Below are 24,536 nucleotides of genomic sequence, written 5' to 3'. Positions count from 1 at the left end.
TAAAAACTCCCGGCAACACTGGATTGCTCGCGGCGAATCAGCTAAAAGACTGCCAGTCATGCAGGAATACTACGTTCTAAAGGTAGGTCAATTCTTTAATTCGAGTACTCCTGATACCTCCCCAGAACAATATCGCTGCACGAGCGTGGGCTTCCCTCGCTTCAAGTGAGCGGCTGCGCAGAAGAATCCAATGAGAAATATGTGTTTGCTGGGCATCGTCATCAGCCTGGCCAGTCACACCGCGTGGGCTCAAGCCCCGGCGGCCCCGTTGCCTCCCAAAGACGTGTTCGTCGCTGAGCTGCTGAAGAAGATGAGCGTCGATGAAAAAATCGGCCAATTGCGTCTGATCAGTATCGGCCCGGAAATGCCCCGCGAGATGATCCGTAAGGAAATCGCCGCAGGCCGTATCGGCGGTACATTCAATTCCATCAGCCGCGACGAAAACCGCCCGATGCAAGACGCCGCCATGCGCAGTCGTCTGAAAATCCCGATGTTTTTCGCGTACGACGTTATCCACGGTCACCGCACCATTTTCCCGATCAGCCTGGCCCTGGCCTCCAGCTGGGACATGGATGCCATCGGCCTCAGCGGCCGCATCGCCGCAAAGGAAGCCAGCGCCGACAGTATCGACCTGACCTTCGCGCCGATGGTCGACATCGCCCGTGACCCGCGCTGGGGCCGTACCTCCGAGGGCTTTGGCGAAGACACCTACCTGGTCTCGCGCATCGCCAAGGTGATGGTGCAGGCCTATCAGGGCGCCTCCCCGGCCCTGCCCGGCAATATCATGGCCAGCGTCAAGCACTTCGCCTTGTATGGTGCCGTCGAGGGTGGGCGGGACTACAACACTGTGGACATGAGCCCGACACGCATGTTCCAGGACTATCTGCCGCCCTACCATGCGGCGATTGAAGCGGGTGCGGGCAGCGTGATGGTGGCCCTGAACTCGATCAATGGCGTGCCCGCCACCTCCAACATGTGGCTGATGCAGGATTTGCTGCGCAAGGAGTGGGGCTTCAAAGGTGTGGCGGTCAGCGACCACGGCGCGATCTACGAGCTGATCAAGCACGGCGTGGCCAAGGACAGCCGCGAAGCCGCCAAGCTGGCGATCAAGGCCGGTATCGACATGAGCATGAATGACAAGGCCTACGGTGAAGAACTGCCGGACCTGCTCAAGTCCGGCGAAGTACCGCAGAGCGATCTGGACAATGCCGTACGCGAAGTGCTCGGCGCCAAGTACGACATGGGCTTGTTCGCCGACCCGTACCTGCGTATCGGCAAGGCTGAAGATGACCCGGCGGACGTCAAGGCCGACAGCCGCCTGCATCGCGCCGAAGCGCGTGAAGTGGCGCGCAAGAGCCTGGTCCTGCTGAAAAACCAGAACGAAACCCTGCCCCTGAAAAAGCAGGCGCGAATTGCTCTGGTCGGCCCGCTGGCCAAAGCCCCGATCGATATCATGGGCAGCTGGGCCGCAGCCGGTCAGCAGGCTCAATCGGTGACCGTGTTTGACGGCATGCGCAATGCCATCGGCCAGCAGGACAACCTGATCTATGCCCGCGGTGCCAATATCACCGACGACCAGAAAATCGTCGACTACCTCAACTTCCTCAACTTCGATGCCCCCGAAGTGGTCAACGACCCGCGCCCGGCGCAGGCGATGATCGACGAAGCGGTCAAGGCAGCGCAGCAGGCCGATGTAGTGGTTGCGGTGGTGGGTGAGTCTCGCGGTATGTCCCACGAGTCGTCGAGCCGCACCAATCTGGACATTCCTGCCAGCCAGCGTGCCCTGATTACGGCCCTCAAGGCCACCGGCAAGCCGTTGGTGCTGGTATTGATGAACGGCCGCCCGTTGTCTATCGATGTGCAACAGCAGCAGGCCGATGCCGTGCTGGAAACCTGGTTCAGTGGCACTGAAGGCGGCAACGCCATTGCTGACGTGCTGTTTGGCGACTACAACCCGTCCGGCAAGTTACCTATCACTTTCCCACGCTCCGTTGGCCAGATCCCTACCTACTACAGCCATCTGAGCATTGGCCGCCCGTTCACGCCGGGCAAACCGGGCAACTACACCTCGCAGTACTTCGATGAGGGCAACAGCCCGCTGTATCCGTTTGGCTATGGTTTGAGCTACACCGACTTCAGCCTGTCGGATGTCAGCCTGTCGGCCAAAACCCTGAAGCCGGGCGCGACCCTGACGGCCAGCGTCACCGTGAAAAACACGGGCAAGCGTGCGGGTGAAACGGTGGTTCAGCTGTATATCCAGGACGTTACCGCGTCCATGAGCCGAGCGGTAAAAGAGCTGAAGAACTTCGAGAAGGTCATGCTCAAACCGGGCGAGCAGAAAGTCGTGCAATTCACCCTCAGCGAGAACGACCTGAAGTTCTACAACGCGCAGTTGCAGCATATTGCCGAACCTGGCGAGTTCAACGTACAAATCGGCCTGGACTCGCAAAACGTCCAGCAAAACAGCTTCCAGCTGCAGTAATTTCGCGCAATTGCCGGGAAGGCTCCATGCAGCCTCCCGGCACGTCTTTTCGCTATCTTTGCACCCGCCTGAAAATGCGTTCGGACAGCGCTGTTTTTTGTGGTAGGGTTCGCGCCCTCAAAATCCGGCACACAGGATTTGTTCCGTCTAAATCCGGTGACAAACGGCTAAATGCCGGTGCAGTGCGGCCTACGTGGATCTTCAAGCTTTCACACACAATTTACACACAGGGTTATCCACAGGCAGTACGTTGCACAACCCCTATAAAACGCATATCTTGTATCAGCTCCGCCAAAAAACCCCATATGTAGGGTTTTAGGCCAAAAACCCAACACAACTCAGACGAGAATTTCAAGCCCTTTTCTCGCGCCTGTCGGGTTAAACCAAACGCAGTTTTCAAAGTCCAAACCGCTTGTGCGGATGGCAACCGTTTTCCAACCCAAAGGTCGGAAAGCGGCCCGGGTGTTGCAGTAAAAATACTGTCATCCAACAGGAATACGGTTTCACGCGGTCTGCGTGAAACAAGACTTCGGCACGGAAGTGGCTTAACCCCCTTCTGTACGTCCCGAAGTTGTTATGCCCGGTTCATTACCGGTTGTAGTGCTTCAGGACGGAACGGTGGGCACCCAAAAGGCGCCCAAACAAACATAGAGAATGTGGAGACACCCCCATGCAAACCGATACAACTCGCGAGAACTCGCAGGGTTCCGATTCAAATCTGGATCTGTCTGCGACCGCGCCAGGCCAGCTGCGCGTGATCAAACGTAACGGGGCTGTGGTTCCTTACACCGATGACAAGATCACCGTTGCCATCACCAAGGCGTTTCTCGCAGTTGAAGGCGGCAATGCTGCCGCTTCGTCGCGCATTCACGACACCGTTGCGCGCCTGACCGAACAGGTCACCGCAACCTTCAAACGTCGCATGCCATCGGGCGGCACCATCCACATTGAAGAAATCCAGGACCAGGTAGAACTGGCCCTGATGCGCGCCGGCGAACAAAAAGTGGCCCGCGACTATGTGATCTACCGTGACGCCCGCTCCAAGGAACGCGCCATCCGCGCTCCGGCCCAAGACGCCGTGAATGCTCACCCGTCGATCCGCATCACGCTCGCTGACGGTACTTTTGCACCCCTGGACATGGGCCGCCTGAACACCATCGTCACCGAGGCCTGCGAAGGTCTGGAAGAAGTTGACGGCGATCTGATCCAGCGTGAAACCCTGAAAAACCTCTACGACGGCGTAGCGCTGAGCGACGTCAACACCGCCCTGGTGATGACCGCCCGCACCCTGGTAGAGCGTGAGCCCAACTACTCGTTCGTGACCGCTCGCCTGCTGATGGACACCCTGCGTGCCGAAGGCCTGAGCTTCCTGAAAGTAGCTGACAGCGCCACCCACCACGAGATGGCTGACCTGTACGCCAAGGCCCTGCCTGCCTACATCGCCAAGGGTATCGAGTTCGACCTGCTGAACCCGGTGCTGGCCACCTTCGACCTGGAAAAACTGGGCAAGGCGATCAACCACGAGCGCGATCAGCAGTTCACCTACCTGGGCCTGCAAACCCTGTACGACCGCTACTTCATCCACCACGATGGCGTACGTTTCGAACTGCCGCAGATCTTCTTCATGCGCGTGGCCATGGGCCTGGCGATCGAAGAGAAGCAAAAAGAAGATCGCGCCATCGAGTTCTACAACCTGTTGTCGTCTTTCGACTACATGGCCTCGACACCGACCCTGTTCAACGCCGGCACCCAGCGTCCGCAGCTGTCCAGCTGCTACCTGACCACCGTGCCGGACGACCTGTCGGGCATCTACCACGCGATCCACGACAACGCCATGTTGTCCAAATTCGCCGGTGGCCTGGGCAACGACTGGACTCCGGTACGTGCACTGGGTTCGTGGATCAAGGGCACCAACGGCAAGTCGCAAGGCGTTGTACCGTTCCTGAAAGTGGTGAACGACACCGCCGTAGCCGTTAACCAGGGTGGCAAGCGCAAAGGCGCTGTATGTGCTTACCTGGAAACCTGGCACATGGACATCGAAGAGTTCATCGAGCTGCGCAAGAACACCGGTGATGACCGTCGTCGTACCCACGACATGAACACCGCCAACTGGATCCCGGACCTGTTCATGAAGCGCGTCTTCGATGACGGCCCGTGGACCCTGTTCTCGCCGTCCGAAGTACCTGACCTGCACGACCTGACCGGCAAGGCCTTCGAAGAGCGTTACGAGTACTACGAAGCACTGTCCCAGTACCCGGGCAAGATCAAGCTGTTCAAGACCATCCAGGCCAAAGACCTGTGGCGCAAAATGCTGTCCATGCTGTTTGAAACCGGCCACCCTTGGCTGACTTTCAAAGACCCGTGCAACCTGCGCAGCCCGCAGCAGCACGTTGGCGTGGTTCACAGCTCGAACCTGTGCACCGAAATCACCTTGAACACCAACAAGGACGAAATCGCCGTTTGCAACCTGGGCTCGATCAACCTGCCGAACCACATCGTCAACGGCAAGCTGGACACCGACAAGCTCAAGCGCACCATCGACGTAGCCGTTCGCATGCTCGATAACGTTATCGACATCAACTACTACTCGGTACCGCAAGCGCGCAACTCGAACTTCAAGCACCGTCCGGTTGGTCTGGGGATCATGGGCTTCCAGGACGCCCTGTACCTGCAGCACATTCCTTACGCTTCGCAAGCCGCCGTGGAGTTTGCCGACAAGTCGATGGAAGCGGTCAGCTACTACGCGATCCAGGCGTCCTGCGACCTGGCTGACGAGCGTGGCGCTTACGAGACGTTCCAGGGTTCGCTGTGGTCCAAAGGCATACTGCCGCTGGATTCGCAACAGATCCTGATCGAGCAGCGCGGCCAGAAGTACATCGACGTTGACCTGAACGAATCCCTGGACTGGGCACCGGTTCGCGCCCGTGTACAAAAAGGCATTCGCAACTCCAACATCATGGCCATCGCACCGACCGCGACCATCGCCAACATCACTGGCGTATCGCAGTCGATCGAACCGACTTATCAGAACCTGTATGTGAAATCGAACCTGTCGGGCGAATTCACCGTGATCAACCCGTACCTGGTTCGCGACCTCAAGGCGCGCGATCTGTGGGACTCGGTCATGATCAACGACCTGAAGTACTACGACGGTTCCGTGCAGCAGATCGAACGCATCCCGCAAGAGCTCAAAGAGCTGTATGCCACCGCGTTCGAAGTGGACACCAAGTGGATCGTTGACGCCGCCAGCCGTCGTCAGAAGTGGATCGACCAGGCTCAGTCGCTGAACCTGTACATCGCCGGTGCATCGGGCAAGAAGCTGGACGTGACCTACCGCATGGCCTGGTACCGTGGTCTGAAAACCACTTACTACCTCCGTGCCCTGGCTGCGACCAGCACCGAGAAGTCCACCGTCAACACCGGCAAGCTCAACGCAGTATCGAGCGGCAAAAACAGTGAAGACGTTGCCGCGGCCCCAGCCGGCCCGGCACCGGTGCCAAAGGCTTGCGCCATTGACGAGCCGGATTGCGAAGCTTGCCAATAAGCTGAGCTGGCAGGCGGGTCAAACCGCCTGACCCAAAACCCCCGTTAAACCCTGGCAACAGTTGGGTTTGGCGGGGGTTTTGTTTTTTTAGGGAGCAAAACCAACCGCAGGTTGTGACTGATCAATAATCCAAATTGCCCACAAGCATTCACTCAGGATAGGAAGCTTTTATTTCCACACCTTAAACGTCAATAGTCTTCCAGACGAATCCAGGAATATTGATATGTTTTCGCCTCACTTCTATGAGTTCGTCTCCTGTAACTTCCCCATTCTGGTCCTGAACAATAGGTACACAGGCCGGCAGTCTGGATTTGCTCGTGCTTCACTCCTGAAGCCTCCAACAAATAAAAACAATAAAGAGTGAGGTCAAGCCAGGCCTCACCGTGACTGACTGGTGCTCGACAAGAACCGACTATAGGTACTGACTCTGCTCGGGTTGTAGACCATGGCGCCTGCCTCCCAAGCCAGAGATGGCCATGTGTGAGTTCTATTCTGTCAACAAGAGCCTTTCCAACCTCATAGCAACAGGCTTGTATGGCCGGGCCTATTGCAATCTGTAAGTGATCCAAGGAAACACCTGCGAGGCGCAAAGCCAGGAAGGAATTTTCGATGACACCCGCCGCCAATCCTTGCCAGCCACCATGAATGGCTGCAACGAACTTATCTTTTTTTGAACCTATCAAAATGGGCAGGCAATCTGCTGTCACGATTCCTATGGGCCGGGTTGTACGTGTGAAAATCGCGTCCCCGGCGATGATGCCGGACTCATCCCCATCGCCTACTTCAATGACTTTGGCACCATGCACCTGAGCACAACAAAAAAGGGTCGCTGGTGTACGGCTGCTGACATTACCAAATGTATGAGCCAGCCCTGGCAGGGCATCCAGGCTCTCGGAAAAGTAGGCCATGGGAACCTCGTATAAAAACAATGTCATACGCATTTCTTTGTATAGCGGCTTGATATTTAGAGATCAATCCCCCCACACCACCTACCCTAAACAGTGCGCCTGCGCCACAAAATGAATCACTCTGCACATTCTTCATCCTGATATTCGCTAATCAATATGCACTCCGCACATCCGGCAATATGCCGTGTGCCCGCTTTTCTCCGGTTTACCCGCCCAGACAAAACAGGCCCACTTATTGCTCTAGCCCCGAGGTGGCACCGATATCGGCGCACCCCATTCGAGGCGGAGAAATAGACCATGAGTTCACCCGGCGATTTTCCTTTGAGCGAAGCCCCGCGTTCAGCCCGCAAGGGGCTGCTGTCGATTTCGATGGTGCTGTTCAGTTTCACTTTTTTCACCGGCACCATGTTTGCCGGCGGCAAGTTGGGCATGGCCTTCAACTTTGTCGACATGCTGTGGATTGCGGCCATTGGTAACAGTCTGCTGGCGTTGTATGCCGCCACTCTGGCCCTGATCGCTTCGCGCAGCGGCCTGAACACGGTGCTGATGGGACGCTTGTGCTTTGGTGAGGCCGGTAGCCGTCTCTCTGACTTTCTGCTCGGTTTTGCCGAACTCGGCTGGTACGCCTGGGGCACGGCAACGGTGGCCATCGTGCTGGTAAAGATGCTCGGCCTGGCCGAAGGCTTCACCCTGCCCTTGATGGTGTTTTTCGGCATGGGCTTCAGCATCACGGCGATCATCGGCTATAAAGGCCTGGATGTGCTGTCGCGGGTTTCGGTACCGCTGATGTTTGTCCTGCTGATCGTGTCCATGTTTATCGCCACGCAGCATGTCGGCGGATTTTCCGGACTGGCGGCGGTGATCCCGCATCAGACCATGACCGTCTCGGCAGCCATCACCATGGTCTTCGGCACTTTTGCCAGCGGTGCCACCCAGGCCACCAACTGGACACGACTGTCGCGCAGCGGGCGCATCGCCGTGACCGCCAGCGTGGTCAGTTTTCTGCTGGGCAATGGCCTGATGATCGTGGCCGGGGCCTGGTGCGCCATGGTTTATCAACAGGCCGATATCGTTGAAGTGATGATGCTGCAAGGCCTGTCGTTTGCCGCCGTGATCATGCTGTGCCTGAATCTGTGGACGATCCAGGGCCCGACCATCTACAACGTGGCCGCTGCCACCTGCCACCTGGTGCGCAGCGAACGCCGACGCACCATGACCCTGATCGCGGCCGCCGTGGGTGTGCTGCTGGCAATGGGCGGCATGTATGAAATGCTGATCCCGTTTCTGGTGCTGCTGGGCTCGATCATCCCGCCCATTGGCGGCGTGATCATGGCCGACTTCTGGTTTCGCCATCGCGGAAAATACCCGGCCCTGGCCAGTGTCCAGTTGCCTCGCTACAACCTGGCAGGGCTGACGGCCTATGCCGTGGGCGCCTTGCTGGCCTATCTGTCGCCATGGATTGCGCCCCTGGTAGGCATTGGCGCATCGGCCATCGTTTATATCGTGCTGTTGAAACTCAGCCGTCAACCGGCGGTGCTGCCCACCGTTCAGGAGCCCCTTTGAGCCTGACCGTTGAGGAGATCCTGGCCCTGCCCGGCCTCGAAGAGATGACCCTGCGAGCAGGTGCTCGCAACCGCCAGCGCAGCGTGCGCTGGTCGTATGTGGCCGAGAACGAAGGCATCGCCGGCTGGGTCATGGGCGGTGAGCTGGTGTTTGTCACCGGGATCAACCACCCCCGTGACGAAGCCAACTTGCTGCGCCTGATCGACGAAGGCAGTGACTGTGCCATTGGCGGGCTGGTGATCCTTACCGGCGAAGCGTTCATCCACAGCATTCCCCCATCGGTGATTGCCCTGGCTGAAGCCCGCGGCCTGCCCCTGATCGAACAGCCCTACCTGCTGAAAATGGTCATTGTCACCCACTTGATTGGCACTGCACTGGTACAAATGGCGCAGACCAAACGCTCGCGCCACGACATTCTGGCGCAATTGCTCAGTGGTGATTACCCCAGCCTGGCCACCACCCGCCAGCGCGCGGCGCACTTGAAACTGGCGCTGGACCAACCACGTCGCCTGGTTGCGCTACGCTTGTCAGCAGTCAGTGTACTGTTTGCCAGCCACGCACCCGAGGAGGCAGAACGCCTGTTGCAGCACACCCGCCAAACCGTACAGGATCACCTCGACGTTTGGAGCCGTGCCCAGCCCTGGGCGCTGCCGGTGATCGTGCAGGGTGATCTGTTTATCCTGTTACTCGCCGAACACAGCACTCTGCGCACAGAACTGGCGAACCTGTACAAAAACTTGCAGGCCATCATCGGCAATCTGGCGCTGTTTATGGGGCTGGCAAGCAAGGTGGAGGATTGCGCACACTATCACCGGGCCCTGAACGAGGCACGCCAGGCGCTGGATGTCGCAGAAAACCTGCGCCCGGCCACCGGCCTCTGCGATTTCAGCGAACTGGGGGTATTGCGCCTGCTGCAAGCGGTGGGCGAGCGCTCGGTGATCGATGCTTTCGTGCAGCAGACCCTGGGCCCGTTGATCGAACCCAACCGCAAGCAACCCCATACCCTGATCGATACTCTGGATGCCCTGCTCCAGGAAAACGGCAACGCACTCAAGGCCGCGCAACGCCTTAACATTCATCGCAATACCATCAATCAACGCATGCAACGCATCGAGCAACACAGCGCCCAGTCGATCGATGACCCCCTATTCAGAATGAATGCTTCGGTGGCCCTGCTGGTGTGGCGCATGTCCGAAGCTCAACGACAGGAACGACCATGAAAATCATCAATGCCACGCTGCGTAAAACCCCGGGCCTGCACACGATCACGTGTGAGGGTGCACAGATCAGCGCCATTACCCTGCAATCTGCGCATATACCTGCGCAAGCCGGCGATATCGACGCCCGCGGCCAGTTGCTGATCGCGCCATTTGTGGAGCCCCATATTCATCTGGACGCAGCCCTGACGGCAGGCCAGCCCGAGTGGAACCTGAGCGGCACCCTGTTCGAGGGCATCGAACGCTGGGCCCAGCGCAAGGAAACCATCACCCACGAAGACACCAAGCTACGCGCCCACGCCACCATCCGCATGCTGGCCGAACACGGTATCCAGCATGTGCGCACCCATGTCGACGTGACTGATCCGACGCTGGCGGCCTTGCGGGCGATAATTGAAGTACGCGATGAGGCTCGCCATCTGATTGACCTGCAAATCGTGGCGTTCCCCCAGGAAGGCATCGAATCCTATGCCGGCGGCCGCGAGCTGATGACCCTCGCCGTAGAACTGGGCGCCGATGTGGTGGGCGGCATTCCGCACTTTGAAAACACCCGCGAACAAGGGGTCAGCTCGATCAAGTTCCTGATGGACCTGGCCGAGCGCACCGGCTGCCTGGTGGATGTGCATTGCGATGAAACCGACGACCCGCATTCGCGCTTTCTTGAAGTGCTGGCCGAAGAAGCCCGCGTACGCGGCATGGGCAGCCGGGTGACCGCCAGCCACACCACAGCCATGGGTTCGTACGACAACGCTTACTGCTCCAAGCTGTTCCGTTTGCTCAAGGCATCAAAGATCAACTTTGTATCTTGCCCGACCGAAAGCATCCACTTGCAGGGTCGTTTTGACACCTTCCCGAAACGCCGTGGCGTAACCCGGGTGGCCGAAATCGACCGTGCCGGGATGAACGTGTGCTTCGGTCAGGACTCGATCAAGGATCCGTGGTATCCACTGGGTAACGGCAACATCCTGCGGGTACTGGATGCCGGCCTGCATATCTGCCACATGATGGGCTTTGAGGACCTGGCGCGCAGCCTGGACCTGGTCACTGACAACAGTGCGCGTACGCTGAACCTGGGTGAAGGATACGGCATTGCAGTGGGTCGCCCGGCGAACCTGGTGGTGCTGGATGCCGAAAGTGATTACGAAGCGGTGCGACGCCAGGCCAAAGCGCGGGTATCGATCCGCGCCGGCAAGGTTTTGATGACGCGGGTACCGGAGCAGGTTGAGTTCAGCTGAGACCTTGCCCCTGAATCCGTAGCCGCTGAGGAAAAGTGATGGCTGAAAGCCCCTCACCCTAGCCCTCTCCCGGAGGGAGAGGGGACTGACCGCACGCGGTTTCAATATCACCGACAATCAGCTCCCTCTCCCTCCGGGAGAGGGTTGGGGTGAGGGGCTATTGATTGTATCTACACGACCGATAACACCCATCACGTCATCTGAATGATGGTCTGCATAATGGTGCTTTGGGTCGAGATGGTTTTGGCGTTGGCCTGGTAGTTGCTCTGGGCCTTGATCAGGTCCACCAGCTCGTTGGTCAGGTTGACGTTGGAGTCTTCCAGCGAGTTGGACTGAATGGCGCCCAAGGTACCGATCTTCGGTGCATCGTAGCCCGCCACGCCCGAAGCGTAGGTCTCTTTCCAGGCAGTACCGCCCACCGGTTGCAGGCCTTGCTCGTTGGTAAAGCTGGCCAGGGAGATCTGGCCAATGGCGCGGCTCTGGTTGTTGCTGAAGTTGGCAAACATCACGCCCGAACCGTCGATGGTCAGGTTGTTGATCTGGCCGGTAGCGTAGCCGTCCTGGGTCGGCGGGTTGCGCGAAGAGTCGGTGTTGTACTGGGTGGTTTTGGTCATATTGATGACGATGCCACCGTCTTTGGCCTCGGCACCATTGGTTTTCCACTCGCCATTGATCATGGCCATCGGCTTCCAGCCAGTGACAACCAAGGTGTTTTTAAGCTGATCCTCAACCGGATCAAGCTGCGTGACGTCGGTCAGTGCACCGGCCGAGTCAAATTCCAGAGTTGAGGGCACTGGCGCTACGGCGTCTTTACCCGACACAGGAGTACCATCGGGGTTGCGGCCGTCGATCAGGGTGTAGGTGCTCCAGGTGTTGCCACCGGTCTTGACCATGTACTGATCCATCGGGTGCGAGTTGCCCTGGGTGTCATAGACCATGGTGCTGAATTTTTTGGTGTAGCTGGTGGATTCGTTCGGATCGAACGGGATCTTGCTCTGATCAATCGCATCGGAGCTGGAGTTCAGGTTGATCTCTGACGTTACCGAGCCCGTCGCCTTGGGTGCCAGGTTCGAGGTGTCGATGCGCAGGTCAGTCAGCACACCGTTGACGATATTGCCGTTGGCATCCACGCCATAGCCCTGCAAACGCGCAGTGCCATCAGAGCTGGTGACGAAACCGTCTTTGTCGGCCTTGAATGTACCGGCGCGGGTGTAGCTCAGGGAGCCGTTGTCGCTGAGCACGAAAAAGCCGCTGCCCTGGATGCCCATGTCCAGCAGGTTGCCGGTGTTGTTGACCGAACCCTGACCAAAGTTCTGCGAGACCGCTGCCAGGTTCACGCCACTGCCGATGGTCTTGCTGCCGGTGCCCAGCTTGCTGGCCGAGTAGATGTCCGCAAACTCTGCACGCGAAGCCTTGAAACCGGTGGTCGCGGCGTTGGCGATGTTGTTGCCGGTCACGTCGAGCTGCTTGTTCGCCGCATAGAGGCCGCTAAGGCCGATATTAAATGACATGTTTCTCTCCTTGAGGCGTATGAGTCGGCTTAGAGGCCAATGGTCTGGACTTTGGATATACCAATGCTGCCCAGGCCTGCGAGGTTGAGCATGATTTCGCCGCCGGTCTTGCTCAGCGTCACGCTGTTGACCGTGGCCGGCAGATAGGTGGTGAGCGCCGTGGTGCCGGTATCGGTTTTGCTGGCGGCGGTGAATGTGTAGGAGCCCTTGTCCAGCAGCACGCCGTCGTCGTCCTTGCCGTCCCAGGTAAAGTCCGCATTGCCGGCTTTCTGGGTGCCCATCTCGATGGTGCGTACCACTTCACCATCGGCATCGGTAATGGTGATGACGGGCTTGGAGTCAGCGTCCTTGACCACCACGGTGCCGTTGAAGGGCTTGTCGCTGGCCGGATCCACATAGGCTTCGCCGGTCTGCACGATCACCGAGCGACCTACCAGCGACGACGCCTGCAACGCCTGCGAAGACTGGAAGTTGCCGGAGATGGAATTGACTGTGTCGTTGAGCGTGGTGATACCTTCCAGGCTGCTGAACTGCGCCAGTTGCGCAACGAACGCCGTGTTGTCCTGGGGGTCCAGCGGGTTCTGGTTTTTCAGCTGGGTGACCAGCAATTGCAGGAACGCATCCTTGCCCAGCGACGTGCTGCCGGACACGGCCTTGGAAGCTGCCGCCAGGCTGGTGTCCGTGGTCTTGGCCTGGGCGGAGTTGGCGAGCACCTGGTTAAGGGTCAAGCCGCTGGTGGAATCGGTCACACTCATTTGCTTCGCCCCTTATCACTGACCGAGGGTCAGGACCTTCTGCATCATGGTTTTGGCGGTATTCATCAGCTCGGCGTTGGTCTGGAACGAACGACTGGCGGAAATCATGTCGGCCATTTCTTCAACCACGTTGACGTTGGGGTAATACACGTAGCCCTTGGCGTCGGCAGAAGGATGGTTAGGCTCGTAGCGGGCCTGCAATTCGCTCTGGTCTTCAACCACGCCCAACACCTGCACGCCCTGCCCGGCGGCGTCCTGGTTCTGGAACAGCGAATCGCCGCTGCTGCCTTGCACGCCTTGAAACAGGGTGGCAAACACCGGGTGGCGGGCGCGGTAGGTCTGGTCGATGCTCGACGACACCGTATCGGCGTTGGCAATGTTGCTGGCCACGGTGTTCAGGCGCGTGGTCTGGGCACTCATGCCGCTACCGGCAATATTGAAAACACTGGATAGAGACATGGATTACTCCCCGCGCAGGGCCGACATCAGCCCTTTGAATTTGCTGTTAAGCAGGGTGAAGCTGGCCTGGAAGTTGACCGCATTCTCTGCATAGTTCGACTGCTCAAGCTGAGCGTCCACGGTGTTCTGGTCGATGGATGGCTGCATCGGCGTGCGGTACAGCAGCGACTCGTCGCCACTGCTCAGGCCCTGGGCTTCGATATGGCGGGTATTGGTCTTGTTCAGCGCAAAAGTGCCGTTCTGGGTTTTGTCACTTTGTGCCGCGAGCACGGAGGCAAAGTCCAGATCCCGAGCCTTGTAGTTCGGGGTGTCGGCGTTGGCGATGTTGTTGGCCAGGACTTCTGCACGCTGGGCGCGAAAGCCCAGGGCCTGCTCATGGATACCAAGCGCTTTATCGAAGCTGATGCTCATGTCGAAAAACCTTTGTGGGCTGACCTGAGAATGTGATTCAGGTTCTACATGGCAGAGATAGAGCAAACCCCGTGCCAGTTTTTACAGCCCCGTAACACAAGGGTTTGCCGGGAGGTGGAAGGCGGCAATGGCAGAAAAGCGGCAACGCTTGACCGCTGAGTGCCGTTTTTCTGCCGCCTGTAATGCCGTGTAGCCGCTGAGGAGCGCAGCGAGGCTGCGATCGGGCGCGAAGCGGCCGCAATATCAACCCACGAGGTTTGTCAGGCAAACCGCGGTTTCAGGTTTTGCGATCGCTGCGCAATCGATCGCAGCCTCGCTGCGCTCCTCAGCGGCTACAAGGAGCCACGCGGATTTTATTTCGCCTGGTAGATGATCCCCGGGCTGCATTGCACCATCTGGTAGTGGTCCGGCAACCCGTTCAGCGCTTCCGAAGCACCCAGGAACAAATACCCGCCCGGCTTCAAGGTGCTGTGAATACGCAGCAGGATGTCTTTTTTCACTTCGGCCGAGAAGTAGATCAGCACGTTGCGGCAAAACACGATGTCGAACTTGCCAAAACTGGCGTAGCTGTCCAGCAAGTTGAACGGGCGAAACTCCACCCGGTTCTTGATCGGCGCCTTGATCACCCAGCGCCCCGGCCCCTTGGGGTCGAAATAGCGCTGCAGGCGCTCCGGCGACAGCCCGCGGCCAATGGCCAGGTTGTCGTACTCGCCGGTACGGCAGGTGTTGAGCATCTGGGCTGACAGATCGGTGGCAAAAATCTGCACGCCCGCTTTCAGTTGCCCAAGGTTGCTGCGCTCGAACTCGTCAATCGCCATCGACAGCGAAAACGGCTCCTGCCCCGAAGAGCAGGCCGCCGACCAGATACGCAGGCGCTGCCCCGGATTGGCCTTGATTTGCTCCGGCAGCACTTTATTTTTCAGTACTTCGAAGGGGTAGGTATCACGAAACCACAGGGTTTCGTTGGTCGTCATGGCATCGACCACCTGCTCGCGCAGCCCGCTGCGCGGCTGAGCCTGGATTCGTTGAATCAGCTCGCCCAACGACTTGATGCCCTGCTGCTCCATCAGTTTGTTAAGGCGGCTGGAGACCAGGTACTGCTTGTTTTCACCCAGCAAAATGCCACAGGCTTTTTCCAGGAATACCCGGAACTGTTCAAAATCCAAATTAGCCGTCGACAAATGATCCTGCCTCTTAAATCGTTTTGACCGCCAAGGGCTGCGCCCCTAGCTGTGGTCTGCTGCTTTGATCCGGTCTACTACCCGGGATGCCAGGTCATCAGGGCGGAACTTGGCCAAAAAGTCATCGGCACCGACTTTTTTGACCATCGCCTGATTGAATACCCCGGACAACGAAGTATGCAGAATGATGTGCAATTTTTGCATCCGCGGGTCGTTGCGGATTTCAGCTGTAAGCGTGTAGCCGTCCATTTCCGGCATCTCGATATCCGAGATCATCATCAGAAACTCTTCAGACGGGTTCTTGCCCTCTTCCACCAGCTTGCGCAGGTAGTCCAGCGCCTGACGGCCGTCATTGAGCGACACCACTTCAACGCCCACCGATTGCAGGCAACGGGCAACCTGCTTGCGCGCCACCGACGAATCGTCGACGGTCAGCACCCGCAATGACAGCGCCTTGCTTTGGGTTTCAACATCCACCACGCCCTGGCTGATGGTTTCAGACGATGGCGAAACCTCTGCCAGCACTTTTTCCACGTCGATAATTTCGACCAGTTGCTCGTCCATACGGGTAACGGCCGTCAGGTAGTGGTCGTGCCCGGTGCCCTTGGGTGGCGGATGAATGTCTTCCCAGTTCATGTTGACGATACGTTCGACCGAACGCACCAGAAAGCCCTGAGTCTTGGTGTTGTACTCGGTGATGATCACAAAGGGGTTGCTTTGATCTTTCAAGGCACCCGCACCGGTGGCCATCGCCAGATCGAGAATCGGAATGGTCGCACCGCGAATGCTCGCCACACCACACACCACCGGGTGCGACTTGGGGATCAGGGTCAGCTTGGGGCATTGCAGCACCTCGCGAACCTTGAACACATTGATCCCGTAGAGCTGTGGCCCATCCAGACGAAACAGCAACAGCTCCAGGCGGTTTTGCCCCACCAGTTGAGTGCGCTGGTTAACCGCATCCATCACTCCGGCCATACTCAGCTCCTCTTAAAAACTTCAAGTTTCACCCCGCGAGTTCCATAAACGGCACGGGGCTTGCTTTTTATCGACCATGAACGCCAAAACGACAAATTCCTGCCACCGACTTTTCCTACAGACTCTGCGGCTGCTGGCGGCGGGCACTTTGCTTGCACTCAGCACTTATAGCAGGGCTGACGCGTTTACATCGCCTGAACAGCTTATCGGCGTGACCCAGGGCTTTCTTGAATTCACGGTTGAAGACTACCTGGCCACCAGCCAGACCGAGGGCCGATACCAGATCCAGGTCAACAACCTCGACCCGCGTTTGCGCCTGGCCCATTGCGACAAGGAATTGACAGCCTCCCTCGAAAGTCCGGCGCAACCCATGGGCCGCGTGATCGTGCGCGTACGCTGCGAAGGGCTGTCGCCGTGGACCATCTTCGTGCCGGCCCAGGTCAAACTGTTTCGTGACGTGGTCACCGTCAACCACCCGCTCAAGCGCGGCATGGTTATCGACTACCCCGACGTGACCCTGCGCGAACGCGATGTCAGCCTGATCAGCCAGGGTTACCTGACGGCCACCGAGCTGGCCGTCGGTCAGAAACTGCTGCGCCCGATGGTGACCGATCAAGTGCTGACCCTCACCCATCTGGAGCAGGCGGCCACCGTGCGCAAGGGTGATCATGTGGTCATCAGCGCCCGCAGCGGCTCTTTAAGTGTCAAGATGCCAGGCGAAGCGCTGTCAGACGGTGGCCTCAGTGAGCAGATCCGGGTAAAAAACCTGAATTCCAAACGTGTTATCCGCGCCAGGGTGACGGCACCCGGGCAAGTAGAAGTGGCATTGTAGGAAAGTTGGCATCAGTCTCGCGACTTTCCTACACTGTGGTTTGACGCAGATCAGTACAGTTCTGTGTGAAGCTATGATTAATCGAGCCTAAAGTTTTTCCGGGTTTGGCCGAAAACATGGCAAGCGTCCAAATACCCCGAGGTTTTTCGTTATGGTCATCGACTTCAGTCGTCTCAACAGCGCCCCTCCCCTGGCGGGCAGTACGCGCAGCAACGCCAGCCAGGAAACCGGCAGCGCCACGCAAGCGGCCCCGGCAAACAGCCCTGAGCAAACCAGCGCGAGCGCCCCGAGCGGGGAATCTGTACACCTCAGCCAAGAGGCTCAACAGTTGCAGAAGATCAGCGACTCGTTGCGTGACCAACCTGCAGTCGACAAAAGTCGCGTGGCAGAGCTTAAACAGGCCATTGCCGATGGCAGCTACAAAGTCGACAGCAACCGGGTCGCCAGCAAACTGCTAGACATGGAAGCCCAGCGCTAGGCCCCACGGCCGGTGCAGGCTTATGGACGCTTAATTCCCCGAGCCCGTTATGCACGACGAAAATTTACTGCAACTGATCAACGATGACCTCGCCCCCGCCGAGCAATTGCTCGGTCTGTTGCAGGACGAGTCCATCGCCCTCAAGGGCCGCGACATGCAGGTGCTGGAAAACATTCTGGCGCGTAAACAGTCGCTGATCATTTTGCTTGAGCAGCATGGCCGCAGACGCAGCGAGATTCTCGCCAGCCTCGGCCTGGCCACCAACCGCAGCGGCCTCGAAAGCCTGGCCAGCCACTCCAGCGTGGGCACGCAGTTGCTCAGCCAGAGCGATGTGCTGAACCAGCTACTGGCTCAATGCCAGGCTGCCAACCTGCTCAATGGCCAATCGATCCAGACCCAGCAGGCGATCACCGCCAATCAGTTGCGCATCCTGCATGGCGGCGAAGCCCCATCGCTGTATGACGCACGCGGCAGCACCTCGATGCTCAACCGGCACCGTGCCTACAGCCAGGCTTGAGCCCGCGTAACCACCCTCTGTAGCGAGACACGCAACATGATGGCAGAATGCCTCTTTTGCGTGTCGCTGTATTTTGTCTGGAGATTGATCAACCGTGTTCGACGCCCAAGATGCTCCGCAACCACCAAAGGTGCTCACCACGCCGTTGGAAATTGCCTCCAACTTGCGGATGCTGCAAGAGAGCCATGACCCGCTGATCATTACTTTCCAGGACCGCACTCAGCGTTTCCAGAGCTATGTGGTGGATGTCAATCGCGAGAGCAACGCCATGGCCCTGGACGAAATGATCCCCCGTGACGGTGAGCGGTTTCTTGAAGCGGGAGTGCCGTTCAAGGTTGAGGGTTTCCATGACGGCGTGCGCATCGCCTGGGAATGCACCACACCGCTGACCATCGACGACAGCCATGACCACCGTTGCTATCGCGGCGCCTTACCCCGCGAAGTGGTGTACCACCAGCGCCGAAATGCGTTTCGAGCGGCCCTGCGGCTGGCCAATCTGGTCAATGTGCAAGTGGCGGGTGACAAGCTCAAGGCCCCGATCAAGGGCAAGTTGCTGGACGTTTCGGCAACCGGCTGCAAATTGCGCTTTGAGGGGGACATCAGCCAGGGCATGCAACTGGGCCAGGTGTATGAGCGCTTCAGCGCCGACCTGCCGTTCGGCCTGATGTCCACGCCCGTGGAGCTGCGCTACCTGCATTTTGAAGAGCGCCTGAACATCACCTTTGCCGGCATGCGCTTTCACAACATCAGCGGCGCCGTGCAGCGCCAGGTCGAGCGGTTTGTCTATCAACTGCAGCGCGAGGCGCGCCAGTTCGATAAAGACGATGATTACTAAAAGCCCCTCACCCTAACCCTCTCCCAAAGGGAGAGGGGACTGATGGGTGGCGCTACGCAGACCTGCTTTTGCCTCTAGCTCCCTCTCCCTCCGGGAGAGGGCTGGGGTGAGGGTGTATCCGGCGACCCGGTCTCAACCTCCTCCACCGGCTCCTGCACCATTTGCTCCTGCACCACCTGCTCATCCACCCGAGGGTCAAGGGCGGCGACCAGCGGCGAGCTGGACATGCTGTCGGGCATGGCCACGTGATGGAGCGGCGCATCGTCGACCTGGTGCAGGTTGGTCACTGCATTCGGGCGAATCCGCCATACCAGGATCAACCCCGCCACGCTGAAAAACCCATAGAGCATCTGGCTGCCGAACAGTTTCATCAGCACCCCCGCCACCAACGGCCCCACGCTTGCGCCCACGCCGTAAGTCACCAGCAGCATGGCCGTCAGCGACACACGGCGCTCCGGCTCGATATGGTCGTTGGCAAAGGCCACGGCCAGCGGATAGATGCAAAATTGCAGCAAAGCCGCCAGGCAACCGGCAATAAACAGTACCTGCATGGGCACCGCTGGCAAGATCGCCAACGGCAGCGCCGCCACCGCCAGCAAGCCGGCGAAGATACGGATCAGCAACGGCCGGTCATAGCGATCGGACAACCAGCCCAACGGCCACTGCACCAGCAAGCCTGCAAAAATGCAGCTACCCATATACAAGCCGACCAGCTCGGTGGACAGCCCTTGCTGCGATGCGTAGAGCGGCGCCAGACCGTAAAACGAGCCCACCAGCAAACCCGCCCCCATCACCGCGATCAACGACTGCGGCACACGCTTGATAAAGAATTTAGGGTCCATCGGCGCCGGATGCAAAGGCGCCGGGTGAATACGCCGGGTCATGGCCACAGGCACCAGGCACAGGGCAAAACACAAGGCCACAACCATCAGCAACTCAAGACCGAGCTGCGGGTGAACCGCCAGGATCAATTGCCCAAGCACCAGGCCCAAATAGGAGGCGATCATGTAAAGGCTGAACACCACGCCGCGCTGCCGGGCCTCGGCCTGCTCGTTAAGCCAGCTTTCGATGACCATGTACTGGCACATCATGCCCAGACCGACAATCACCCGCAGCAGCAGCCAGATCGGCAACCAGTCCGTCAGCCCGTGACACAACACCGCCGCACCGACGATACCGGCGCACGTGGCGTAGGCACGAATATGCCCGACCCTGGCAATCAGCCGGTGGCCGATCTTGCCACCCAGCACCAGGCCAAAATAGTTGGCCGCCATCAGCGCGCCGATCCACAGGCCGTCGACATTGTCTGCTGCGAGGCGCAGCGCCAGATAAGTACTCAACAGGCCGGAGCCGATCAACATCATCAGCGAGGCAAAATACAACGCTCTAAAGGACTTCCAGATCTGGTGCATTGGCTTTCCGTACGGCTCCTTGTGTCTGCCACCGGGAACAGGCCCGGCGCCACAGATTTAAACGGTCAAGCCTGAGCCGCCAGAACGCGACGTTCCCAGGGCGTGATTTCGTCATGGAAGCTGGTCAGCTCCAGCGTCTTGGACGCAACGTAACCTTCGATGAACTCAGTGCCGAACAGTTCAATCGCCATTTCACTACGGGCAAGGCGTGCCAGTGCCGCGTGCAAGGTGCAGGGCAATGTCAGCGCCTCGGGCACCTGTAACTCACCCTGGTTCGCAGCGGTTGGCTCAAGCCCTCGCTCAATACCATACAACCCTGCCGCGAGACTGGCGGCAATCGCCAGATACGGGTTGGCATCTGCCCCCGGCAAACGGTTTTCGACCCGCCGCGCCGCAGGTGAGCTGGCCGGAATGCGCAAGCCCGCGGAGCGGTTATCGTGCGACCAGCAGGCATTGTTGGGCGACGCATAAGGGTGGAACAAACGTTGATAGGAATTCACGTTCGGCGCAAACAGCGCGGTAAAGTCCGCCATGCACGCTTGCTGCCCACCAACGAAGTGGCGAAAGGTTGCCGTCGGCTGCCCTTTTTCGTCGCTGAACACGTTTTGCCCGCTGCCTGCCTGTACCACGCTCTGGTGAATATGCATCGAGCTGCCGGCCGTGTGCGCCAGCGGCTTGGCCATGCACACCACCGTCAGACCATGTTTAAGGGCGACTTCCTTGAGCAAGTGCTTAAACAGAAAAGTCTGGTCGGCCAGCAACAGAGGATCGCCGTGCAACAGGTTGATCTCGAACTGGCTGACGCCCATCTCGTGCATGAAGGTATCGCGAGGCAGGCCCAGTGCTGCCATGCATTGATAGACTTCGCTGAAAAATGGCCGCAAACCGTTGTTGGAACTGATGCTGAACGCTGAAAAGCCGTCCTCGCGACGCCCGTCCAGCCCCACTGGTGGGCGGAACGGTTGGGTCGGATCAGTGTTGGGCGCAAACACAAAGAACTCCAGCTCGGTCGCTACCACCGGTGCGAGCCCCCGAGCCGCGTAGCGGGCGATCACCGCCTTCAACTGGCCACGGGTCGACAGCCGCGAGCTTTCACCGCTGAGCTCATCGGCATCACAAATGGCCAGGGCCCGGGGTGGCTGGCTCCAGGGCAGGCGATAAAGCCGGGTGAGGTCTGGCACCAATGCAAGGTCACCGTCCTCGCTGCCATAAAAGCGCGATTCGGGGTAGCCGCCCATGATGCATTGCAGCAGCACCCCACGCGCCATCTGCAGGCGCCGGCCTTCAAGGAACCCGGCAGCGGTCATTACCTTGCCGCGCGGTACACCATTGAGATCGGGGGTGACACACTCAACTTCATCAATACCCGCCAATCGCTGTGCGAGTGAGCCCTGGCCATCGCTTGTCATGCCACTGTCCTTGTTGTTGTGCAGCCCGCGGTGGGCAATGGCTACAAAATACGCACTGCTTTGACTTTTGGGTAGTCGCTGACAAAGAACGAAGGCTGCGAGATTTTGATTGATTTCACGCAGCCTCGCTCCGCTCGTCAGCGACTACACTGCGCCCACCCAGTCAGGAAGACCAAAGGAAGATCGATGAAGACGCTGCCCCCGCTTTATACCGGCCTGTTGCTGGCCAGCCTGTTCAGCCCCGCAGCCTTGGCCCAGACGCCCACCAGCGACGGTTATGTACTGGATAAAGTCGTGCAGGTCAGCCGCCACGGAGTGCGCCCGCCTACCGAGTCCAATGAAAAGCTGCTGACCTCGGTCACCCAACGCAAATGGCCGACCTGGTTGGTGCCCTTTGGCAACCTGACCGGCCACGGCTACACCGGCGCGGTGGAAATGGGCCGCTACCGTGGCGAAGTGCTGCGGGCCGCCGGTTTGATCCCCCAAGGTTGTCCGGATGCCAGCCAGTTGCTGGTACACGCAAGCCCCCTGCAACGCACCAAGGCCACGGCCCAGGCCTTGCTCGATGGCATGTTCCCCGGCTGCGGCCTGCAACCGACCTATGTCAGCGGCAAGCAGGACGCTCTGTTCCAGGCCAATGAAATGCCCTTTGCCGCTCTCGATCCGGTCAAGGCCAAAGCCGAAATTCTCAAGGCCCTGGGCGGTAGCGTCGAAGCCGCACAGGCACGCTACAGGCCCTTTGAAGAGAAACTCAGGGAGGCCGTCTGCCTGCCCGCCACCGATTGCCCCTACGGCAAACAGGACTGGCAACTGGAGCAAAATGCCAAGGGCCGTTTCGCGATCAAGGGCCTGAGCGCCGGTGCCAACATGGGCGAAGTGTTTCGCCTGGAATACAGCCAGGGCCTGCCACTGGACAAGGTCGCGTTCGGTAATGCCCGCACCGCCGCCGAGGTGTCTAGCCTGATGGTGCTGACCAAGGCCAAGTACGACTACCTCAACGACATACCCTATATCGCCAGTCGCGGTGCCTCCGAGCTGATGAACCAGATTGCCCTGGAGCTCAAGCAGGGCACCCCTCTGGCGCAACAAGACGTGCCCAGTACCCCACCCGATGTACCGCTGATGCTGCTGGTGGCTCACGACACCAATATCGCTTACCTGCGCACCATGCTCGGCTTCGGCTGGAAGCAGGGAGATTACATCGCCAACAATATCCCGCCCGTGGGTACCTTGCAGTTCGAGCGCTACAAGGAAGTCAAAACCGGCGAGTACTTTTTGCGCATCGCCTTTGAGGCCCAGTCAATGGATCAGATCCGTAACCTGACCCAGCTGACCGGCACACAAAAGCCCCTCAAAAGTGACTTCCAGAGCGCCGGGGACTGCCGCAAAACCAGCGCGGGCCTGCTCTGCCCGCTCAAGGCTGCGATGGTCAAGGTCGAACAGAACATCGACCCCACCGCCCTCACGCCCTACACCTTCAACTAGCAGCGGCAAGGACAGGGCTTGTTTCACGTTGCTGTAACCAGTGCAGCAAGTCCTGCCCGCTCATGGGCCGCGCCAACCCGTAACCCTGCCCTTCAACACACCCCATGGCCAGCAAACGCTGGCACTGGGCATCGGTTTCAATCCCTTCGATAACCACCGACATACCCAAGGCTTTACCCAGGGCCAGAGAGCTGGCGATCACAGCTGCGCAACGCGGTTCATGCTCCAGGTTGCGGGCAAATTCGCCGTCCAGTTTGATTTCGTTGAACGGCAACTGACACAGGCGTTGCAGTGAAGAAAATCCGGCACCAAAATCGTCAATTGATAGCCGGCAACCCATCATGCGCAGGCGCACCAGGTTTTCCAGGCTGGCTGCCGGCGCTTGTAGCAGGCCGGTTTCAGTCAGTTCAAAGGTCAACCTGGAGCCCGGCGTGACATGACGGGTCAGAATCCCCTTGAGGGTGTAAGTCAGCTGACTGTTGGCCAGTTGCGCCGCTTGCAGGTTGAACGCCATGTTCAACGGGTAACCCCGAGTCCGGGCTTGTTCTTGCAGGCTCAACGCCTGATCGAGTTGGGCAAACAACAACTCGTCCATCAACCCGCAACGCTCAAGCACCGGGATATACAACGCGGGCGGCAACACGCCCTTGTCGGGATGCAACCAGCGGCTGAGCACCTCGACACCGCACACCTCACCGGTTTGCAGATTTAACTTGGGTTGATACCAGGCGTGCAATTGCTGCAGGGCCAGGGCCTGACGGACCTCGTCCTCGCAGGCCAGTGACTGTGTGTTGCCCGGCACAGGCTCGAACGTGCAGATGCTTTGATACTTGTGCAACAGAGGCTGCAGCACATCGGCATATAACGGTTTTCCGACATCGCCCAGCAACTCAAGCCCCAACAGGGCAATGAGCTGGTGCGCGGCAGTCAGCAAATCGGCTGACAGCGCACTGCTGACAATGATCGACCGGACTTGCCCCGACCGGCCCACACGGCGCAAAAACGCAAGGCCGTCCATGCCCTCCATCTGCAAATCGCACACGGCGATATCCACAGCCCCCACTTGCTGAAGAACCGCCAGCGCCTGGCTGCCGTCACTGGCCTCGAATACTTCATGACAACCCAGAGAACGCAACATGCGCACCGCCACGGCACGCTGGAAGCTGTCATCTTCGAGAATCAGGATACGCAGGGGATTTCCGGACATTACGATGGCCCATCGAGAAACGGTGTAGGTCCATTATCTCGAGAGCTGCAAGGTTTTCACCTAGGGAAAATCCCCATAAATGTAGGACTAATCCCATTTCCACCCGCCGGGCTACTG

20 protein-coding genes are annotated in these 24,536 nt (G+C 58.9%); 10 read left to right on the top strand and 10 right to left on the bottom strand.

Going from position 1 to position 24,536, the window contains the following annotated elements; translation table 11 throughout:
* Positions 1-190: 190 nt before the first annotated feature.
* Both bglX and CJU81_RS03525 read left to right on the top strand, forming a co-directional pair.
* Positions 191-2,482 carry a beta-glucosidase BglX gene (gene bglX, locus CJU81_RS03530; protein ID WP_095035515.1) on the top strand — a complete coding sequence of 764 codons (2,292 nt, stop codon included), beginning with the start codon at positions 191-193 and terminating at the stop codon, positions 2,480-2,482.
* 670 nt (positions 2,483-3,152) lie between these two features.
* On the top strand, positions 3,153-6,026 hold the full coding sequence (locus CJU81_RS03525; RefSeq protein ID WP_095035514.1) for a ribonucleoside-diphosphate reductase subunit alpha: 2,874 nt from the start codon (positions 3,153-3,155) through the stop codon (positions 6,024-6,026).
* A 188-nt stretch (positions 6,027-6,214) separates the two neighbouring features.
* Here CJU81_RS03525 and CJU81_RS03520 read toward each other — a convergent pair whose 3' ends face one another.
* Positions 6,215-6,961, bottom strand: coding sequence for a polyphenol oxidase family protein (locus CJU81_RS03520; protein WP_176464788.1), 747 nt, complete (start codon positions 6,959-6,961; stop codon positions 6,215-6,217).
* 270 nt (positions 6,962-7,231) lie between these two features.
* Between CJU81_RS03520 and codB the strand changes: the two genes are divergently transcribed.
* Genes codB through codA form a run of 3 tightly spaced genes read left to right on the top strand, consistent with a single transcriptional unit; the run spans position 7,232 to position 10,949 of the window.
* Complete coding sequence (gene codB, locus CJU81_RS03515; RefSeq protein ID WP_095035512.1) at positions 7,232-8,497, top strand: cytosine permease; 1,266 nt, start codon at positions 7,232-7,234, stop codon at positions 8,495-8,497.
* A complete protein-coding gene (locus CJU81_RS03510; RefSeq protein WP_095035511.1) occupies positions 8,494-9,717 on the top strand; it encodes a PucR family transcriptional regulator in 1,224 nt (407 codons plus the stop codon). The genes codB and CJU81_RS03510 overlap by 4 nt, the downstream gene beginning before the upstream one ends.
* Entirely contained in the window at positions 9,714-10,949 is a 1,236-nt protein-coding gene (gene codA, locus CJU81_RS03505; RefSeq protein WP_095035510.1) for a cytosine deaminase, read from the top strand. The genes CJU81_RS03510 and codA overlap by 4 nt, the downstream gene beginning before the upstream one ends.
* A 191-nt stretch (positions 10,950-11,140) precedes the next feature.
* Here codA and flgE read toward each other — a convergent pair whose 3' ends face one another.
* The 6 genes from flgE to CJU81_RS03475 form a co-directional block, all read right to left on the bottom strand.
* Positions 11,141-12,460: a flagellar hook protein FlgE gene (gene flgE / locus CJU81_RS03500; protein ID WP_095035509.1), complete on the bottom strand. Its 1,320-nt coding sequence runs from the start codon at positions 12,458-12,460 to the stop codon at positions 11,141-11,143.
* A gap of 29 nt (positions 12,461-12,489) precedes the next feature.
* Entirely contained in the window at positions 12,490-13,215 is a 726-nt protein-coding gene (gene flgD / locus CJU81_RS03495; protein WP_095035508.1) for a flagellar hook assembly protein FlgD, read from the bottom strand.
* 15 nt (positions 13,216-13,230) lie between these two features.
* Positions 13,231-13,674: a flagellar basal body rod protein FlgC gene (flgC, locus tag CJU81_RS03490; RefSeq protein ID WP_095035507.1), complete on the bottom strand. Its 444-nt coding sequence runs from the start codon at positions 13,672-13,674 to the stop codon at positions 13,231-13,233.
* A 3-nt stretch (positions 13,675-13,677) separates the two neighbouring features.
* Complete coding sequence (gene flgB, locus CJU81_RS03485) at positions 13,678-14,085, bottom strand: flagellar basal body rod protein FlgB (RefSeq protein WP_095035506.1); 408 nt, start codon at positions 14,083-14,085, stop codon at positions 13,678-13,680.
* 353 nt (positions 14,086-14,438) lie between these two features.
* Positions 14,439-15,266 carry a protein-glutamate O-methyltransferase CheR gene (cheR, locus tag CJU81_RS03480; protein WP_095029683.1) on the bottom strand — a complete coding sequence of 276 codons (828 nt, stop codon included), beginning with the start codon at positions 15,264-15,266 and terminating at the stop codon, positions 14,439-14,441.
* Positions 15,267-15,311: 45 nt separating this feature from the next.
* Positions 15,312-16,244: a chemotaxis protein CheV gene (locus CJU81_RS03475; protein ID WP_095029684.1), complete on the bottom strand. Its 933-nt coding sequence runs from the start codon at positions 16,242-16,244 to the stop codon at positions 15,312-15,314.
* 76 nt (positions 16,245-16,320) lie between these two features.
* Between CJU81_RS03475 and flgA the strand changes: the two genes are divergently transcribed.
* The 4 genes from flgA (at position 16,321) to CJU81_RS03455 (ending at position 18,906) form a co-directional block, all read left to right on the top strand.
* Positions 16,321-17,076, top strand: coding sequence for a flagellar basal body P-ring formation chaperone FlgA (gene flgA, locus CJU81_RS03470; RefSeq protein WP_095029685.1), 756 nt, complete (start codon positions 16,321-16,323; stop codon positions 17,074-17,076).
* A gap of 151 nt (positions 17,077-17,227) precedes the next feature.
* Positions 17,228-17,554 (top strand): flagellar biosynthesis anti-sigma factor FlgM, encoded by a 327-nt coding sequence (gene flgM, locus CJU81_RS03465; protein ID WP_095035505.1) that lies wholly within the window; start codon positions 17,228-17,230, stop codon positions 17,552-17,554.
* 49 nt (positions 17,555-17,603) lie between these two features.
* The gene (locus CJU81_RS03460; protein WP_095035504.1) at positions 17,604-18,071 is read left to right on the top strand and encodes a flagella synthesis protein FlgN; all 468 of its coding nucleotides are present in this window, start codon (positions 17,604-17,606) and stop codon (positions 18,069-18,071) included.
* Positions 18,072-18,165: 94 nt separating this feature from the next.
* Positions 18,166-18,906, top strand: coding sequence for a flagellar brake protein (locus tag CJU81_RS03455; RefSeq protein ID WP_095035503.1), 741 nt, complete (start codon positions 18,166-18,168; stop codon positions 18,904-18,906).
* Between the two features lie 74 nt (positions 18,907-18,980).
* Here the strand turns inward: CJU81_RS03455 and CJU81_RS03450 are convergent, their stop codons facing one another.
* Entirely contained in the window at positions 18,981-20,318 is a 1,338-nt protein-coding gene (locus tag CJU81_RS03450) for an MFS transporter (protein WP_095035502.1), read from the bottom strand.
* Positions 20,319-20,383: 65 nt separating this feature from the next.
* Positions 20,384-21,625, bottom strand: a complete 1,242-nt coding sequence (locus tag CJU81_RS03445; RefSeq protein WP_176464793.1) for a glutamine synthetase family protein — start codon at positions 21,623-21,625, stop codon at positions 20,384-20,386.
* 288 nt (positions 21,626-21,913) lie between these two features.
* Between CJU81_RS03445 and CJU81_RS03440 the strand changes: the two genes are divergently transcribed.
* Complete coding sequence (locus tag CJU81_RS03440) at positions 21,914-23,212, top strand: histidine-type phosphatase (protein ID WP_095035500.1); 1,299 nt, start codon at positions 21,914-21,916, stop codon at positions 23,210-23,212.
* Here the strand turns inward: CJU81_RS03440 and CJU81_RS03435 are convergent.
* Positions 23,205-24,419 carry an EAL domain-containing response regulator gene (locus CJU81_RS03435; RefSeq protein ID WP_095035499.1) on the bottom strand — a complete coding sequence of 405 codons (1,215 nt, stop codon included), beginning with the start codon at positions 24,417-24,419 and terminating at the stop codon, positions 23,205-23,207. The two genes, CJU81_RS03440 and CJU81_RS03435, sit on opposite strands and share 8 nt — an antisense overlap.
* Between the last annotated feature and the right edge of the window lie 117 nt (positions 24,420-24,536).

This window comes from Pseudomonas fragi, assembly GCF_002269505.1.
Taxonomy (GTDB): Bacteria; Pseudomonadota; Gammaproteobacteria; order Pseudomonadales; family Pseudomonadaceae; genus Aquipseudomonas; species Aquipseudomonas fragi_D.
The sequence above is the reverse complement of the archived record's forward strand: the minus strand, read 5'-3'. Positions and strand labels throughout refer to the sequence as shown.